16 protein-coding genes are annotated in these 16,722 nt (G+C 49.5%); 15 read left to right on the top strand and 1 reads right to left on the bottom strand.

Going from position 1 to position 16,722, the window contains the following annotated elements; genetic code table 11:
- Window positions 1-192 precede the first annotated feature (192 nt).
- The 14 genes from V7723_RS14725 (at window position 193) to V7723_RS14660 (ending at window position 16,435) form a co-directional block, all read left to right on the top strand.
- Window positions 193-1,728 carry a flagellar hook-length control protein FliK gene (locus V7723_RS14725; protein ID WP_335685247.1) on the top strand — a complete coding sequence of 512 codons (1,536 nt, stop codon included), beginning with the start codon at window positions 193-195 and terminating at the stop codon, window positions 1,726-1,728.
- Window positions 1,729-1,772: 44 nt separating this feature from the next.
- Window positions 1,773-2,471: a flagellar hook assembly protein FlgD gene (locus V7723_RS14720; protein WP_335685246.1), complete on the top strand. Its 699-nt coding sequence runs from the start codon at window positions 1,773-1,775 to the stop codon at window positions 2,469-2,471.
- A gap of 61 nt (window positions 2,472-2,532) precedes the next feature.
- Entirely contained in the window at window positions 2,533-3,855 is a 1,323-nt protein-coding gene (gene flgE, locus V7723_RS14715; RefSeq protein ID WP_335685245.1) for a flagellar hook protein FlgE, read from the top strand.
- A 147-nt stretch (window positions 3,856-4,002) separates the two neighbouring features.
- Window positions 4,003-4,302 (top strand): CtrA inhibitor SciP, encoded by a 300-nt coding sequence (gene sciP, locus V7723_RS14710; protein WP_335685244.1) that lies wholly within the window; start codon window positions 4,003-4,005, stop codon window positions 4,300-4,302.
- A gap of 283 nt (window positions 4,303-4,585) precedes the next feature.
- Entirely contained in the window at window positions 4,586-6,280 is a 1,695-nt protein-coding gene (gene fliF / locus V7723_RS14705) for a flagellar basal-body MS-ring/collar protein FliF (RefSeq protein ID WP_335685243.1), read from the top strand.
- 14 nt (window positions 6,281-6,294) lie between these two features.
- Complete coding sequence (gene fliG, locus V7723_RS14700; protein WP_335685242.1) at window positions 6,295-7,308, top strand: flagellar motor switch protein FliG; 1,014 nt, start codon at window positions 6,295-6,297, stop codon at window positions 7,306-7,308.
- Between the two features lie 13 nt (window positions 7,309-7,321).
- Entirely contained in the window at window positions 7,322-8,005 is a 684-nt protein-coding gene (locus V7723_RS14695) for a hypothetical protein (RefSeq protein ID WP_335685241.1), read from the top strand.
- Between the two features lie 107 nt (window positions 8,006-8,112).
- Window positions 8,113-8,403: a flagellar motor switch protein FliN gene (gene fliN, locus V7723_RS14690; protein WP_443024235.1), complete on the top strand. Its 291-nt coding sequence runs from the start codon at window positions 8,113-8,115 to the stop codon at window positions 8,401-8,403.
- 17 nt (window positions 8,404-8,420) lie between these two features.
- Window positions 8,421-9,197, top strand: a complete 777-nt coding sequence (locus V7723_RS14685) for a motility protein A (RefSeq protein ID WP_335685239.1) — start codon at window positions 8,421-8,423, stop codon at window positions 9,195-9,197.
- Window positions 9,198-9,218: 21 nt separating this feature from the next.
- A complete protein-coding gene (flbD, locus tag V7723_RS14680) occupies window positions 9,219-10,589 on the top strand; it encodes a sigma-54-dependent transcriptional regulator FlbD (protein ID WP_335685238.1) in 1,371 nt (456 codons plus the stop codon).
- Between the two features lie 96 nt (window positions 10,590-10,685).
- Window positions 10,686-12,740 carry a flagellar biosynthesis protein FlhA gene (gene flhA, locus V7723_RS14675; protein ID WP_443024234.1) on the top strand — a complete coding sequence of 685 codons (2,055 nt, stop codon included), beginning with the start codon at window positions 10,686-10,688 and terminating at the stop codon, window positions 12,738-12,740.
- A gap of 12 nt (window positions 12,741-12,752) precedes the next feature.
- A complete protein-coding gene (locus tag V7723_RS14670; RefSeq protein WP_335685236.1) occupies window positions 12,753-13,844 on the top strand; it encodes a hypothetical protein in 1,092 nt (363 codons plus the stop codon).
- Window positions 13,841-14,653 carry a nucleotide-binding protein gene (locus V7723_RS14665; protein WP_335685235.1) on the top strand — a complete coding sequence of 271 codons (813 nt, stop codon included), beginning with the start codon at window positions 13,841-13,843 and terminating at the stop codon, window positions 14,651-14,653. The genes V7723_RS14670 and V7723_RS14665 overlap by 4 nt, the downstream gene beginning before the upstream one ends.
- 15 nt (window positions 14,654-14,668) lie before the next feature.
- On the top strand, window positions 14,669-16,435 hold the full coding sequence (locus V7723_RS14660) for a hypothetical protein (RefSeq protein WP_335685234.1): 1,767 nt from the start codon (window positions 14,669-14,671) through the stop codon (window positions 16,433-16,435).
- Here the strand turns inward: V7723_RS14660 and V7723_RS14655 are convergent.
- Window positions 16,432-16,620 (bottom strand): MmcQ/YjbR family DNA-binding protein, encoded by a 189-nt coding sequence (locus tag V7723_RS14655; protein ID WP_335685233.1) that lies wholly within the window; start codon window positions 16,618-16,620, stop codon window positions 16,432-16,434. The two genes, V7723_RS14660 and V7723_RS14655, sit on opposite strands and share 4 nt — an antisense overlap.
- Between V7723_RS14655 and V7723_RS14650 the strand changes: the two genes are divergently transcribed.
- Window positions 16,588-16,710 carry a hypothetical protein gene (locus tag V7723_RS14650; protein ID WP_335685282.1) on the top strand — a complete coding sequence of 41 codons (123 nt, stop codon included), beginning with the start codon at window positions 16,588-16,590 and terminating at the stop codon, window positions 16,708-16,710. The two genes, V7723_RS14655 and V7723_RS14650, sit on opposite strands and share 33 nt — an antisense overlap.
- Window positions 16,711-16,722: the final 12 nt, after the last annotated feature.

Below are 16,722 nucleotides of genomic sequence, written 5' to 3'. Positions count from 1 at the left end.
CGGCAAAAACGACTGTCTTTGTCGGAACATCTTGCCGAACAGGAACCTTTTTACCCGCATACCCGAACATCTAAATTTCATAACACGTTGTTTTAATTGAAATTATTTCAGATTTCAAAACTGGCCCAAACTTTGCTTAGTAAAGGGCGAGCCACATTTTGGCACAGTTGCGAGAAAAGAAGAGTTTATACTATGGATGTTGGGCAAATAATTGGCACCACTTCGACTGCTAACCGGCAGAATCCGGAAGTACGAGACGAAGATTATGATGATTTTTCAAATTATCTGGAAGATCAGGCCACGCCGCATGAAGCGCCCGTGAAAACGGTGCGCGCGCCAGATCAGGAGCATCATTCCTCAATGGTGGAAGCTGCTGCTATGGATGGCGAAAGCCCTGTTTCTGAAGATGCTCATACCCCTACTGTAAAATCAGAGGCCACCCCGGCTGACACTGAGCCCACTAAACCGGCGATAGCCCTTGAAAGCCCTGCTAAGGAGCCAACATCAGCGACAACAGATGCCGCTTCCAATAAAACATCAGCAACAATTTCACACGTCATGGCACCGCAGCCGAACCTTGCTGTTAGTTCTGCGGTTGCCGCAGTCAATTCTGCGACAGCTCCCGCTCACACCGCTGGAAATGCCGCGTTACCTGCAAATGGCGTCGCTCCTACCAACAGTGGACAGAAGACGGCAACCGCTAACCAAACATCACCTTTGGCCACACTCGCTAAAGATGGTGCGGCTGCGCAGGTAACCAATCAGGCAACAAATCAAATTACTGCGCCCAACATAGCGCAGGCAACGACACCCGCAAAAAAGACCGAACCTTCTACAGACGCTAAAAAGGCAACGCCAATCACTATCCCTGAAAATGCTGCGACGGTTAAACCCGCACCGACAGACGCGTTAGAGAAAATCAGAACTGAAGCAGCCGCTGGAGTGTCTGAAAAAGTTACTCTGTCGTCTAAAGTTGCTGAGTTGTTACAGGACGGAAAAGGCAAAATTTCTCTTGTATCAAATAATGCGGCTAAGTCATTCCAGTCGTCACTAGCTTCTAGTACAAACTTGATAACTGCCGCAACGGCCGATGCAACCCCGACACCCTTTGGAATGACGGTACAGGCAAGCGCCGTTAAGAGTGATATTCCGTTCGGCCAGACAATCGCAGGGGCTGCACAGGCACAGATGATGCCCGGAGACACCACTCAAAGCCTGGCACCGCCACCTCCCGTAGCAGCGGTTCAGGGTGTTGATGCAACGGCGACCAATTCGGCAAGCCAAGCAAGCAACGCCGCCCGGATTGCCGGACAAACACCGGCCACGGAACAGATCTCCCTACAGATTAGCAACGCTGCCAAGGAAGGTGCCGATCGGATCAAAATCAGCCTTCATCCATCTGAATTGGGTCGGGTCGATGTCAAATTGGAAATTGGTCAGGATGGACGCTTAATTGCCGCCATCGCGGTCGACAAACAAGAAACCCTTGATTTGTTGCAACGCGATTCCCGTAGCCTTGAAAAAGCGCTGCAGGACGCCGGTTTCGAAACGGGATCGGGAAGCTTGAATTTCAGTTTAAGCAAAGACGGCCAAGAGGAGCCCATGGGCTTCGCCGGCAACGATCCATCCCTACAAACGTTAATGGAAAATGAGGATCTTCCGCCAGTTGCTCCGTCACGAGTGACGGCCGACGGTACCGGTAACAGCAATTTGGATATTCAGGTCTAGGTAAAACCCATGAAAACAAGATTTTATGACATGAGGATAAGCAAATGACGATAGCAGAAATAAATGCTGGATTAGGGCTTGTTAATAGCGCTGCGAACACAGCGTCAACAAATCTTGCGAGCAATTTTGACGATTTTCTAACATTGCTGACGACACAATTGACGAACCAGGATCCACTCAATCCAACGGATTCAAACGAGTTCACCAATCAGCTGGTAAATTTCACCAACGTCGAGCAGAACATTGCGACAAACCAGAATTTGGAAGCGCTGCTTCAATTGCAGCAGCTTAATCAGCAAAATGGAACTGCTTCTGCCATGATTAACTATCTTGGCAAGACCGTCGGCTCTTATCTGAATGTTGCCGCACTTGATGAAACCGGTGCTTCTTGGAATATCGATCTCGGTAGCGGCGCAGCTAGCGTCGAATACGAAGTGTACGATGTCAACGGAACAAAAGTTTATTCAGAAGAAGCTAGTGGCGCATCAGCTGGTGCCCAGGTCTTTTCCTGGGATGGGGAACAGACCAGCGGAGCCACCGCAGGCAACGGTCAATATTATCTTGTCGTCAAAGCAGAATCTGCTGGCGGAAATACCGTGGACGTTTCTTACAATTTTGAAGGTGAAGCCGAAAGTATGGAAACCGTAAACGGTAAGCCCGTTCTGAAAGTAGGCGGTGTTTATCTCACCCTTGAGCAGATAACCACCGTCAGTGTCACAAACAATAACAATTCACCCGCCTAAAAGCGGCTAACGAATACGCTTTCATCTCATTTGAGACGGGCGCTATATAAGGAGTAACAAAATGAGTTTAACAGCAGCAATGTTTTCAGGTGTATCGGGCCTGGCCGCGCAATCAACAGCGATGGCCATGATTTCCGACAATATCTCAAATACAAACACCGTCGGCTATAAAGGGACCAATGCGATCTTTTCGACGTTGGTTACAGAAAGCGCCACGGACACATCTTACTCCGCTGGCGGTGTCCTGGTGCATCCGCGAGCACAAGTCGACCAACAAGGTCTAATCACCGCATCTGACTCAACAACTCATATGGCCGTTGCCGGAGATGGTTTCTTTGTCGTGAACACCGTGCCCGATCCAGCAACAACTGGTGGCAATTATACATATACACGTGCAGGCACGTTTGAGCCCGACGCCGACGGCCTCCTCCGAAATGCACAAGGCTATTACTTGCAAGGTTGGGAAATTGATCCCAACGGTAATATTCCAGCGAACCAATCGGACTTGGCGGCACTGAGCCCGGTAAATATCACTGGACTAACAGGTAACGCAGAAGCGACGTCTACTATTAACCTGAAAGCAAACCTGTCCTCCGACCAAGCGACATTTGGCGCTGGTTACGTTTCTGGTGATATGGCAAACGGAACAACTGCACCGCATTTCGTTCGCTCATTCCAAGTGTACGATAGTATGGGATCGGCGCATGCGATTACGTTTAATTTCTTGAGAACTGGTTCTGGTGGCACACCAAATGAATGGACCGTCGAAATCACCGCAGATACAGATGGCGATGGTAATGAAGATGTTCTCGCCTCCCAAGTCGCCGCGTTTAATTCAGACGGCACACTTGACTTGGCCGGTTCAGCATTAAGCAACACGGTTACGGTCCCCTGGGCCGCTTCTCTGGGCATCGATTCCCCGCAAGTTGTCAATCTGAATTTTGGCACGGATGGTCAATCAGATGGCTTTACGCAATTCGCTTCAAACTCGGAGCTGGTTTCTTCAGACGTAAATGGAGCTCTCTTCGGAGCCTTCAACTCTGTTTTCATTAACGAAGAAGGCACAGTAATTGCGAAGTTTGACAATGGTACCTCAAAAGAGATCTATAAAATTCCAGTCGCAACCTTTGCCAATCCGAATGGCATGCGAAATCAGGATGGGAACTCCTATGACGAAACGCCTGACTCAGGAACTTTCACCTTACGTGAAGCTACCATGGGCGGCGCCGGTAAAATAATCTCATCTGCGACCGAAGCATCAACCGTGGATATCGCCGAAGAATTTACCCGCATGATCATTACTCAGCGATCATATTCTGCAGCAGGTAAAATCATCACGACAGCGGATGAAATGCTAGAAGAACTCATTCGGCTGAAACGATAGGTCTCCTAACCTAGCTCCAATGATCTTCATGGCAAAAATCCCTCTTTTGCCATGAAGACAAAATTAACCAACCAAGTTAGCGGTTTGTTAAAACGATGCAGCTAATATCTGTAATGAAGACAAATGTTGTAACGAGGTAAAATGCAAATGCAGTCGCATATTGACCGCAAAGTAAACCGGATAATCGGCTTGGACGGGCAGCCCATGACTATTCATGATCTGCCGCCTACCAATACGAAGAGATGGGTCATCAGGCGTAAGGCAGAAGTAGTCGCTGCCGTACGAGGCGGATTAATCAGCCTCGACGACGCCTGTAAACGCTATACTCTCTCTGTTGAGGAGTTTCTTTCTTGGCAGAAGGCTATTGATCGCCACGGCCTTCCCGGACTGCGTACTACGCGAACACAAGAGTATCGTCCCGGCGAAGTTATGTTGGATGATGATTGATTAAATTTATTTGTTAAATAATTTATTCTAGCCCGGCCCATTTGGTGTCGGGCTTTTTTAATTGTTGATCGCCCTATAGATGAACAATTTGCACCCATTTTAAGTCAGCTTTATAAAACTGCTCTTAACCGGCCTTTCTGGTTCTCGGAATCTTACTAGGAAAAAATTTCCTCTGACTGGGCAATTTTTGCCGCACGTTAACTTCTTGTTTATCAAGTCCGCGTACTTTCTTTCATAGAAATAATATTTTACGCGTATTTTACATAAACATTGGATGCTCGACGTGAATGGAATAAGCCAACTTCTCCAAAGTTTGGGATCAGTAAGAATAATCATCCTCGGTGTAGTTGCCGTCGGATTGATCGGCCTCATCATGCTAATGGCGAATAGAATTACAACGCCTGACTATGCGCTTCTTTATGGTGGCCTTGAACCGGCAGACTCATCATCGATTGTTAGCAGACTCGAAGCTGACAAAATTCCTTTTCAAATTAAGAACGATGGGCGCGATATTTTAATCCCGCAAGATCAAGTAGCACGCATGCGGCTTGGAATGGCCGAGGTTGGATTACCAAATGGCGGCTCCGTAGGATACGAGATCTTCGACAGCTCTGATACCTTTGGCACAACAAGTTTCGTTCAGAATGTTAATTTCATTCGAGCACTTGAAGGAGAACTTGCGCGAACTATCCGGGCATTAAATAATGTATCCGCAGCCCGCGTTCACCTTGTTCTGCCAAAACGCGAAGTTTTTAGTCGTGATAAACGGGAAGCCAGCGCCTCGATCGTCCTCAAACTAAAAGGCCGGGGCCGACTGACTGATGATCAGGTCTCTGCAATTCAACATCTTGCTGCAGCTGCGGTTCCCTCCCTAACACCTACACATATTTCAATCGTTGATGAAAACGGAAACCTGCTAGCACGTGGCGACGGGAAAGATGCTCCCGGTACAGGCGGTAGCAGCCAAACCGATTTCATGCGAATTACCTATGAAACACGGTTAAAGGAGCAAATCGAGGCGCTTTTGGAAAAAACCCTAGGCGCCGGAAATGTTCGTGCGGAAGTCAGTGCCATTATGGACTTCGATCAACGGACTGTGCAATCTGAATCTTACGATCCTGATAGCCAGGTTGTTCGCTCTACCCAACTGGTCGAAGAGACAAGCTCCTCGAATGAAGGTCTCGCTGGAGACCAGGCCGTCACAGTTGCCAATAACCTCCCCGAAGCTGAAGCCGGTGCAGGCGACGGCAGCAATTCTGAAAGCGCAGCTTCGCGCACAGAAGAAACTGTGAATTATGAAATTTCGAAAACCATTACGACAGAGGTAAGAGAATCTGGCCTCGTCCGCCGTTTAACTGTCGCAGTGCTGGTCAATGGGAATTCGGAAGTAGCTGCCGATGGCAATACCACATACACCGCGTTGGAAGAAAACGCTCTATTACAAGTTGGCCGCTTGGTTAAATCGGCTATTGGGTATGATGAAGAACGGGGTGACGTTGTCGAAGTTGTAAATATGCAATTCGCGCAAAAGATTGAAGATTTCTCCGATGAAGAAATAGTAACGGACGAAATATTCATGGGCCTCACCAAAGCCGATCTCTTTAAAATGGGAGAAATGGGTGTTTTGGTAGTTGTTGCGCTCTTGGCTTTGCTCTTAGTTGTTCGTCCGCTTCTTAATCGTGCGCTCGCTGTTGGCAGCGCGACACCAGCTTTGGCGGGCCCAGCTGGGGCTGCAATGGCTCTGCCAGGTGCAAGCAATGGGGCCTATGATGCGGCCGCAGCGGGAACAGCGGCAATTGGTCATTCCGGCGGAGGTAACAGCGCGGAAACTCTAAATGAAGTCAACGGCATGATCGATATCGACAAGGTCGACGGCCAAGTCAAGACTTCAACACTGAACAAGGTAAGTGAAATTGTTGATAAACATCCGGATGAGGCAATCTCCATCCTGCGCAACTGGCTATATCACGACGCGTAAGGGGAGCAAAAACAATGAATATAACTGACTCAAAATACCTAAGCGGACCTGATAAAGCAGCAGTAATGATGCTGGCGCTTGGTGAAGAACACACCAAGGAATTATGGTCGCGTTTAGATGAAGAAGAAATCAAAGAGATCTCACAGGCGATGTCTAACTTAGGGTCCATTTCTTCCGACGCCATGGAATCCCTATTTGTCGAATTTGCAGGAAGAATTTCATCAACCGGGAATATTGTGGGCAGCTACGAAGCGACAGAACGCCTGCTTATGAAAGCCTTATCCGGCGAAAAAGTTGAAGGCATTATGGAAGAAATTCGCGGCCCGGCCGGCCGCACCATGTGGGACAAATTGGCCAACGTGAATGAGCAGGTATTGGCAAATTACTTGAAAAACGAATACCCGCAGACCGTTGCAGTCGTCATGAGCAAGATCAACCCTGGTCACGCGGCGAAAGTTCTCGCCACTTTACCAGAGGATTTTTCCCTGGAAGTCGTCAACAGAATGTTGCAAATGGAAGCTGTTCAAAAGGAAGTGCTCGATAAAATCGAGGACACGCTTCGCAGTGAATTTATGAGCAATCTGGCAAAAACCAATAAGCGCGACAGTCACGAAATGATGGCCGAAATTTTTAATAATTTCGATCGCAACACAGAAGGCCGCTTCATTTCAGCTTTGGAAGAAAGAAACAGAGATTCCGCTGAAAAAATCAAAGCCTTGATGTTTACCTTTGAAGACCTCCTCAAACTTGACCCTGCAGGCGTTCAGACACTACTCCGGAACGTCGACAAGGAACGCCTTGGTATTTGCTTAAAAGGTGCTTCCGATAGCCTCCGAGATTTATTCTTCACCAACATGTCGGAACGCGCAGCAAAAATTCTGCGGGAAGATATGGACGCAATGGGTCCTGTCAGACTTAAAGATGTAGACGAAGCACAAATGGAAATTGTGAATATCGCCAAAGATCTGGCCGATAATGGGGACATCCTGCTCGCAGATGGCGGCGGCGATGACGAGTTGGTCTATTAGGATGAATGCGTCAATGAACACGAGCACCCGATTCCTATTTGATAGAGAATTCAGCGACTCTGATGGACCCGCAAATGGTGCGCAGAAGGTTTCTGAAGGAACTGCCGTATATACGGAACAGGATCTTACTGAGCAAAAGCTTGAAGCTTTTGAAGAAGGTGTGAAATCCGGTCAGAGCCAAGCAATGCAAACTCTCGAAAACTCCCTTGCCTCTTCTCTTGAAACCGTCGCAATGCAGCTTCAACAACTGATGACAATTCAAGGGTCACAACTTCATGCTATCAAGCGAGATGCCGCTTCTCTTGCCTTAGCGGCTGCCGGTAAACTGGCGCCTGCATTAATCCAGCACTCCCCAAACAGTGAAGTTGAGAAAATCCTCAAGGATTGCCTTTCGGAGCTACCCGAAGAACCACGGATTGTTGTCCGCGCGTCAGAACAGACATGCGATTTCCTGAAAGGAAAAGTTGATGCAATGTCGGCGCAAACCGGGTTTCAAGGGAACATCATTCTCCTGCCGGAAGACGCAATGCAACCGAGTGAATGCCGGGTTGAATGGGCAGATGGCGGTGTCGAGCGCAATATCCGAGACACTGAAAACAGATTAGACGCCATTATAAGCGAATTCGTTCGTGGCAAAACTGGAACAGGTAATTTGGTCGACGAGGAACAAGTAAACACCTCAATCGACGATAAGTAAGGAGTAAGAACGTGGCTGAAGAAGAAGATTTAAATCTTGAAGATCTTGGAGGCGCTGCAAACACCGCGAGTGATGTAGCCGTCAATGAGGCACCTGCGTCCGCAGAAATGGTAGAGCCATCGGTCCAAGAAGATACCGAACTTGCTCGAACGGCTACTGATCTTGAAGCAGTATTTGATATTCCGGTGAACGTAACAGCGGTCCTCGGCAAATCAAGAATGCAAGTTAGTCAGCTGTTGAAACTTGGCCGGGGTGCTGTTGTCGAACTCGACCGCAAAGTTGGGGAAGCAATTGATATCTATGTCAATAACCGCCTGGTCGCCCGCGGCGAAGTGGTGGTGGTTGAAGACCGTCTTGGTGTCACCATGACGGAAATTATCAAGTCAGATCGACGTTAGTAGAGACGGGTTTAGTCGTGAATAAAATAGATTATGCAACAATTATCGGACTCTTCGGCAGTTTTACGCTGATCACGGCCGCAGTATTGATTGGCGGCTCTATGAGTTCGTTTTTCAATCTGCCCGCCGTATTAATCGTACTGGGTGGAACCTATTTGGTCACAACGATCAGTTTTTCCATGAGCGAAGTTATGCGCGCTCAAAAGCTCATCGGTTTGACATTATTTGGACGCAGCGTTCAACCTAATTATGCCGCATATGCAATGCTAGAATTGGCTGAACAATGCCGCGGTAAAGGTGTTTTGCATCTACAGCAACATATGCAGGCTTTGGAAGAAGACAGCTTTCAACGCAAATCACTGCAACTGGTTGTCGACGGCCTGCCCGCCGACGAGGTAAATCGCATTTTGCAGAACGATTTAAATGGCATGGTCGCACGGCATAATTCAAGTTCAGGCGTTTTACGCAAAGCCGCCGAAGTTGCCCCTGCGATGGGGCTTATTGGTACGTTGGTTGGACTTGTTCAAATGCTCAGCAATCTGAATGATCCAACAACAATCGGACCGGCTATGGCCGTTGCCTTGTTGACGACTTTTTATGGTGCCGTTCTTGCCAACATGTTTTTTAGCCCTTTAGCGACCAAGCTTGAACGAAATTCATCTAACGAAGTTCTTCTCAATCGCGTCTTTATGTTGGGCGCCGCCTCGATTGGACGACAGGAAAATCCGCGTCGTCTGGAAATGTTACTCAATACCCTGCTGCCGCCGTCAAACCGTGTGCAATATTTTACTTAAGATTATTAGGAGAGTGAGCAAATGAGATTGCTTATAATTGGTTCCCTGAACGGGCAAATTGGCGCAGCAAGTCAGATTGCAATGTCCCGTGGTGCGAAAGTGAGCCAAGTGGATGATATAGAAATGGCCCTTGGTTCCCTGCGGTCTGGTAAAGGCGCAGATATGGCGATGATTGATGTAAATCTTGCCATCAAGTCGTTGGTCGACAGTCTCGCAAATGAGCGGATCAATCTGCCGATTATTGCATGTGGCGTGAACACGGATGCCACGACAGCCGCGAACGCGATCCGGGCCGGTGCTAAGGAATTTTTGCCGCTGCCACCCGACCCTGTTCTTATCGCCGCCGTTCTTGAAGCGGTCGCGCAAGAAGACAGCCGATTGGTATTTGCTGATCCAGCAATGAAGAATGTTGTTGATCTGGCAGAACAAATCGCGCCGTCTTCTGCATCGGTCCTCATCAATGGTGAAACCGGAACCGGTAAAGAAGTAATGGCGAGCTATCTGCATTCTCACAGCAATCGCTCGGATAAACCGTTCGTCTGCGTCAATTGTGCAGCAATTCCGGAAAACCTTCTTGAATCAGAACTATTTGGTCACGAAAAAGGTGCCTTCACCGGCGCGATTGCCCGGCGAATTGGAAAATTTGAAGAAGCCAATGGTGGAACATTGTTATTGGATGAAATCAGCGAAATGGACATCCAGTTGCAGGCCAAGTTGCTGCGCGCCATTCAGGAAAAAGTTATTGATCGCGTCGGCGGTTCTAAGCCCGTGCCTGTAGATATTCGGATTATTGCCACATCAAACCGAGATTTAGCTGAAGCGGTTGCGGAGAAAACATTTCGTGAGGATCTGTTGTTCCGGCTGAATGTCGTAACATTGAAAATCCCACCGCTACGGGCCCGAAAAGTTGACATTGATGTTCTCTCCAAACATTTTGCCAAAAAATATTCCGAGGCAAATGGCTTACCTCCAAGGATTGTGACTGACGAAGCTATGGCAAAATTGCAGCTGAACCCTTGGAAAGGCAATGTACGAGAACTGGAGAATACCATGCATCGTGCCGTATTGCTCTGTCAGGGAGACACGATTACCGCCGAAGCAATTCTAATGCCCGACGGTTCAACAACCCCAGATCATGCAAATGGTTCAGCTGGTCACGCGGGTTCTGCGTCAGACCGGAGTTCTACAGATGCAGGCCTGGTTGGCCGCAAGGTAGCGGATGTTGAAAAAGACCTGATTTTAAACACCCTTGATCATTGCCTGGGAAATCGCACGCATGCGGCAAATATTTTAGGGATTTCAATCCGGACACTTCGCAATAAGTTGAAGCTTTACTCAGGTGAGGGTGCCGCTGTGCCAATGGCTGGTTCCGAGTATCGCTACTCTGCATAAGTTTGAACAAGACGAAGACCTGAGGACACTAAGTAAATGAGTAATATCCAAGAATCAGACGCTGCGACAGGCTCGCCAGGCGAATTTCTAAGTCGGATGTATGCTGTTTTAGGACGCGGCGATATTGGCCTTGCCCTTGGCGTGGTTTGCATTCTGGTCGTCCTGATTTTGCCAATGCCCAGCTGGCTTTTGGATTTTAGCTTGGCCATATCCATCACATTCTCAGTTGTCATTCTTATGACTTGTTTGTTTATTTCCAAACCTCTTGATTTCAGCTCTTTTCCAACGGTTCTGCTTATTGCAACAATGCTACGTCTATCGCTCAACCTCGCCTCAACACGGCTGATCCTATCAGAAGGGCATACCGGACCTGACGCAGCAGGGCATGTGATTGAAGCTTTTGGTAGCTTTGTCATGGGCGGAAATTTCGTTATCGGAATTATCGTATTCTCCATTCTGGTACTTGTGAACTTTGTCGTTATCACCAAGGGTTCCGGTCGTATCGCTGAAGTCGCGGCCCGTTTTTCTTTGGACGCCATGCCCGGCAAACAGATGGCCATTGATGCAGATCTTTCGGCGGGCATGATTAATGAAGATGTTGCGCGTACGCGCCGCAAAGACCTTGAAGATGAAAGCAGTTTTTTTGGCGCCATGGATGGTGCCTCAAAATTCGTGCGCGGTGATGCTATTGCCGGCTTGCTAATCACCTTCATTAATATCATTGGCGGCATTATTATTGGTGTTGCACAAGAAGGCCTGACTTTTACCGACGCCGCCAACAGCTACACGCTTTTGACCGTTGGCGACGGCCTTGTAAGTCAAGTGCCAGCGCTGATCGTTTCTGTCGCTGCCGGCCTTTTGGTATCTCGCGGTGGTATCACCGGCACAGCGGACAAAGCTTTGCTCGGACAGCTTGGTGGATATCCACGTGCTCTGGGTATGAGTTCCTTTCTACTTGTTGGCCTGTCCTTGCTTCCTGGTGTTCCGATGCTTCCGTTTTTGTTATTGGCTGGCGGAACAGGCTATGCCGCCTATTCGCTCACCAAACGCAAAGCTGCGGAAAAGGTAGAAGAAGAGCAGCTGATGATCGAAAGCCAAAAGGCCGCCGCCCCAGCCGAAGAGCCTATTGCTTCTGCCCTACTGATCGACGATCTTCGGCTTGAGCTTGGATACGGTCTTCTGACGTTGATCAATGATAACGAAGGTTATCGCCTGACAGATCAAATCAAGGCATTGCGCCGTCAAATTGCCAGCGAAATGGGCTTCATCATGCCGAGTGTTCGTATTCTGGATAACATGCAATTGCCTGCCAATAATTATCTGTTGCGGGTGAAAGAAGTCGAAGCCGGAGCTGGAGATGTTCGGCCCAACAATATGTTGGTGATGGATCCACAAGGATTGCCAATTGATCTTCCCGGCGAAGAAACAACTGAACCAACATTTGGCTTACCCGCCGTTTGGGTAGATGAAGGCCAGCGTGAAGAAGCGTCCTTCCGCGGTTATACTGTTGTCGATCCGGCAACAGTGATCACGACACATTTGACAGAAATTTTGAAGGACCATATGCCAGATTTACTGTCGTATGCCGAAACTCAAAAATTGCTCGACGACTTACCATCTCAGCATCAGAAACTCGTCGCGGATCTTATCCCTAACCAGATTTCAGTTAGTGGTGTTCAACGGATTCTGCAGAGCCTCCTATCCGAGCGCGTCTCTATTCGGGATCTGCCAACAATTCTGGAAGGCATTTCCGAAGCTACGGGCTATACGCAAAATATCAATATGATAACTGAACATGTGCGGGCCCGTCTGTCACGGCAGATATCCGCGACCAACTCAGCGGACGACGGTTATATTCCCTTGATTACACTTACCCCACAATGGGAGCAGAATTTCTCTGAAGCCATCATCGGTCAGGGCGAAGAACGACAGCTTTCCATGGCACCCAGCCTGTTGCAGGAATTCATTGCCACCGTGCGGCAGAATTTCGATACATTAGCGAGCCAGGGACATAACCCGGTTATGCTTACCAGCCCAGCTATTCGTCCTTATGTGAGATCAATTGTCGAGCGGTTTCGGCCAACGACGGTTGTCATGTCACAAAACGAAATCCATCCCAAAGCCAAGCTTAAAACCCTGGCGCAAGTTTAAGGCTCCCTCTGAATGCGAATAAAGACATACACGGCCACCACCATGGAAAAGGCTATAAATCAGGTACGCCTTGAAATGGGAGCAGAAGCCATCATTTTATCAACTCAGGAAACTGACACCGGGAGTGTTCAGCTAACTGCAGCTGTGGAACAGCCAGAAATGCCTCTCGCTCAGCCGGCCCCAACTGACTGGGCGGCGAATTGGGATGATGACTGGAAAGCCGAAGCCAAACAGGTTCAAAAGAACCCAATAAAATCCTTGATGGCAAAGAAACCAGTGGCTGCACCAAAATCAGCAATTCCAAACTCTGCCAAAATGGATGTTCTCATACAGTCCATGGCGTATCATGGTATCCCAACGAGCCTGGCAGAACGCATTTGCCGAACGGCTCTTGCCGTTGAAACGGAAGACGTGACAATTGCCCTCGCAGCCTCGCTTGATAATCATTTTCGATATTCAACACGCATGAAAGCGGGCAAATTTCCGCTAATGCTCGTTGGCCCGCCCGGTGTTGGTAAAACACTTGCCATCGCTAAATTTGCAGCAGCGGCGAAAATGGCCGAACGGCAAATTCATGTCATTACATCGGATACAAGTCGAACCGGCGCCGTCGATCAACTCCAGGCATATACAGACATTCTGGGTGTCAAATTATGGGTCGCCGAAACCGCGGCAGATCTCGCTCAGATACGCGACAAACCAGAGCTGAATGACGGGGGCGATATTCTGATCGATACAGGGGGTATCAATTCCTACGACAAGGCCGAAATCGAGGACCTGACGCTAAAGATCGTTTCGGCAAAAGCAGAGCCCGTCGTCGTTCTTGCGGCCGGAACCGATACCGCAGAAATGAGCGATATGGCTCAAACTTTTGCCGCCCTTGGCGCCAAACGCATGATTGCAACCCGTCTTGATACGACACGTCGCTATGGCGGCCTCTTTACCGCAGCCGACAGCGCAAATTTGAGCTTTTCCTATACCAGTGTTTCAGCGTCTGTAGCCACTGGTCTTCATACTCTTAATCCCGTAAATCTTGCCCGGCTCATCCTCAGGGATCCTACAAAAGCCGGGTTAAACAACGAATTTGACAAGGTACTCGCATGATGCAAACAGAAAGCCCTCTTCGCAATCGACCAATGGCGCATCCAGCCACGCTTGCCGTGGGTCAAAACCTCATCACTATCGCCTCCGGCAAGGGCGGCGTTGGGAAAACTGTTTTGGCAGTAAGCATCAGCCACGCATTGGCCAATGCCGGCAAAAAAGTTCTCCTTTTTGACGGCGATGTCGGCATGGCGAATGTCGATATTCAGCTCGGCGTCATGCCAAGCAAAGATCTCGCGACGGTGATTTCAGGTGAACTTTCAATGGCCGATGTCACCTTCAAAATTGAAGAAGGCGGTTTCGATGTTATCGCGGGCCGGTCCGGTTCCGGATCTCTGGGCTCCTTGCATAAAAGTGAACTCACCCATATCCGCGATGATATCGTCCAGCTCAGCGAAACCTATGATTACGTTATTCTCGACCTCGGCGCCGGTATTGATGAAGCCGTTCAGACCTTATCATCTGGAAATGGGCCCAAACTGGTTGTCACAACAGGAGATCCGACGGCTCTTACAGATGCCTATGCCTATATCAAAATCATGCAACAAAAATCCCCTGGCTGCGTGATGGAAATTATCGTCAATATGGCGAAATCTGTAAATGAAGGCGAGAAGATATACGAGAAACTGAAAAACGCCTGCAGCAATTTCCTCGGTATCGAACCAGCGCTTGCCGGGATTGTTCTGCAAGATGACAAAGTTGCCTCGGCTATCCGAGCGCAATCCGGCTTGCTCACACGCTATCCAACCAGCGATGTCGCTCAGAATATTGAAGACATCGCTGCATCCATCATGAAGGGAGCTGCGGCGTAAATGCAGCACTAATATATGAGTGGTATTCGTTCGACATCCGGCGTTCCGCCCGCCGTCTCAAATTCCGGGCAAGCGTCCACAACAGGCCCAGACCAGGTATCGCCGGTAAGCCCGGCGCAACCTACTGGCGAACAGACAGGCCTGCCGGTAACGCCAGCACCGGCGACGCCCGGTCAACCGTTGGAAGCCACGTTAATCACAGCAGTCGTTACCGCGAAAACATCCGGTGAAAGCGTCATCTTGCATACTGAATACGGAAATTTCAGGTTAACGACAACAGTCCCGCTGGCGGTTGGCAGCCAAATCACATTTGAAATAGACGCTGTTGAAGATATTATCCTGGCACGGCTGATTTCCAAAGACGGCAAACTCTTTTCAGCACCCATTGAGGTTAAACTGTTGCCGGTCATCAATGCCGCCATACCCGGCCCTGAAAATTATATCCGGGCTGGTCAATTACACCCCCTGGAATTGAAAGCTGGCTTACAGAATTTAACATCGAGCCAGCCTGCACCAGACGCCAAAGCCGCATTGCCGCATTTGCCACGAACGACTGCTTTCCCGGCGCCAACGTCCTCCATTACGGATCGCCCGGCCCCCTCTGTGACCGGCGGAATCTCGCCTGCTGTCATCCCCGAAGTGCCGGCCCGGCTCAGTAATCTACTTGCTTATGTAAATGCTCTGCCGCCGCAGACCCCGGGTCCATCTTCCCTCGCGCCGACGGCAACACAACTGAGTAATGCCGCACGCATGTATCATTTCGTTACGGCGGAACTGATGCCGCCACCAGACACAACTGCCGCTGCGGTTGCCCGGCCAGAAGGGCTGATAGCAGTGAAACCGCAAAAAATCGACTTGATATTCCGAACAGAGCAATCGGTGGCCAACACTGTAAATCGCCCCGACATATTGCGGGGGACTGTCATGTCTGTTCAACCACCGACCAGCGGTGGAAACCAGCTGGTTCACCTCAATACACCGCTGGGTGTCATGTCTTATGGCAGTAAATCACCGCCGGCAGTGGGTGGCACCATCGAGTTTGCCGTCGCCGACAAGATCACCGCGTTTCCGCTGGCATATACGGATATTCAACAACCAGGTAGCCGCGAGCCAATGATGCGGATCATGGGCGACTGGCAGAATCTACGGCAAGCCATGAATGTCGTTGCGTTACAGGATCCGGTGCTGGCGCAATCCGTTGCCAATGCGATTATTCCGCAGGCCAGCAGTCAGCTTTCTTCGGGCTTGTTGTTCTTTATGGCGGCTCTGAAACTCGGCTCTGTCGAAAAATGGCTGGGGCAGGACTTCAAGATGGCCCTGGAAGCCAGCGGCCGAACCGCCTTGCTTCGTGCTTTGGATGAAGACTTTGCGACTTTTTCACGGCTGCAGAGCGACTCCGGTGGGCAAGATTGGAAAAGCCTCAACTTTCCGTTTTTCGACGGGCAGAACCTGCGCCAGATACGCATGTTCCACCGCCAGAACCATCAACAAGATGGATCGGACGAAGACAATCCGTCCACCCGTTTCGTCATTGAACTCAGCCTGTCGCAATCGGGCCCGCTACAGCTAGATGGTATTTTTTCGCCCCGCCAATTTGACCTGATCTTGCGCAGCGAGCAGGAAATTCCAGGGCATATGAAACAACATATTCTGTCATTATTTAGCGAGAATATGGAAATCTCCGGCATGCGCGGACAACTTGTCTTTAAGAAAATCTCACCGTTCCCCGTCGATCCACTAGCCGAATGGGAAACCGGCGTCGCCTCCGGCACCGAGACCTAGATCCCCAGTTCCTTTCGGACCGCCCTGGTCAGTTTTGCCGAGACAATTGTATAGGCTTCACGGATATAAGCCCGGATATCCTCGTCAATCATGGCCTTGTCTGATGTCAATTGCACCCATTTCGCCCGCGCCAGATAAGGCGCCGGGGCAATATGCTCTTGCTCACACAGAATTCGGAAGGACAAATCAGAACATTTGAAGCTGATTTTCCACCGTTCCCCGTCGATCCACTAGCCGAATGGGAAACCGGCGTCGCCTCCGGCACCGAGACCTAGATCCCCAGTTCC

This window comes from Sneathiella sp., assembly GCF_036960985.1.
Taxonomy (GTDB): Bacteria; Pseudomonadota; Alphaproteobacteria; order Sneathiellales; family Sneathiellaceae; genus Sneathiella.
Note: the sequence above shows the minus strand (reverse complement) of the source record. Positions and strands in the feature narration are given on the sequence as shown.

What these genes read in the sequence shown, in the direction of transcription:
- V7723_RS14660 (WP_335685234.1), top strand. Translation starts at nt 14,669, where the DNA reads ATGAGTGGTATTCGTTCGACATCCGGCGTTCCGCCCGCCGTCTCAAAT.
- V7723_RS14665 (WP_335685235.1), top strand. Translation starts at nt 13,841, where the DNA reads ATGATGCAAACAGAAAGCCCTCTTCGCAATCGACCAATGGCGCATCCA.
- V7723_RS14670 (WP_335685236.1), top strand. Translation starts at nt 12,753, where the DNA reads ATGCGAATAAAGACATACACGGCCACCACCATGGAAAAGGCTATAAAT.
- fliN (WP_443024235.1), top strand. Translation starts at nt 8,113, where the DNA reads ATGGTAGAGCCATCGGTCCAAGAAGATACCGAACTTGCTCGAACGGCT.
- fliG (WP_335685242.1), top strand. Translation starts at nt 6,295, where the DNA reads ATGAATATAACTGACTCAAAATACCTAAGCGGACCTGATAAAGCAGCA.
- flgE (WP_335685245.1), top strand. Translation starts at nt 2,533, where the DNA reads ATGAGTTTAACAGCAGCAATGTTTTCAGGTGTATCGGGCCTGGCCGCG.
- V7723_RS14720 (WP_335685246.1), top strand. Translation starts at nt 1,773, where the DNA reads ATGACGATAGCAGAAATAAATGCTGGATTAGGGCTTGTTAATAGCGCT.
- flhA (WP_443024234.1), top strand. Translation starts at nt 10,686, where the DNA reads ATGTATGCTGTTTTAGGACGCGGCGATATTGGCCTTGCCCTTGGCGTG.
- V7723_RS14725 (WP_335685247.1), top strand. Translation starts at nt 193, where the DNA reads ATGGATGTTGGGCAAATAATTGGCACCACTTCGACTGCTAACCGGCAG.
- flbD (WP_335685238.1), top strand. Translation starts at nt 9,219, where the DNA reads ATGAGATTGCTTATAATTGGTTCCCTGAACGGGCAAATTGGCGCAGCA.
- V7723_RS14650 (WP_335685282.1), top strand. Translation starts at nt 16,588, where the DNA reads ATGCTCTTGCTCACACAGAATTCGGAAGGACAAATCAGAACATTTGAA.
- V7723_RS14695 (WP_335685241.1), top strand. Translation starts at nt 7,322, where the DNA reads ATGAACACGAGCACCCGATTCCTATTTGATAGAGAATTCAGCGACTCT.
- sciP (WP_335685244.1), top strand. Translation starts at nt 4,003, where the DNA reads ATGCAGTCGCATATTGACCGCAAAGTAAACCGGATAATCGGCTTGGAC.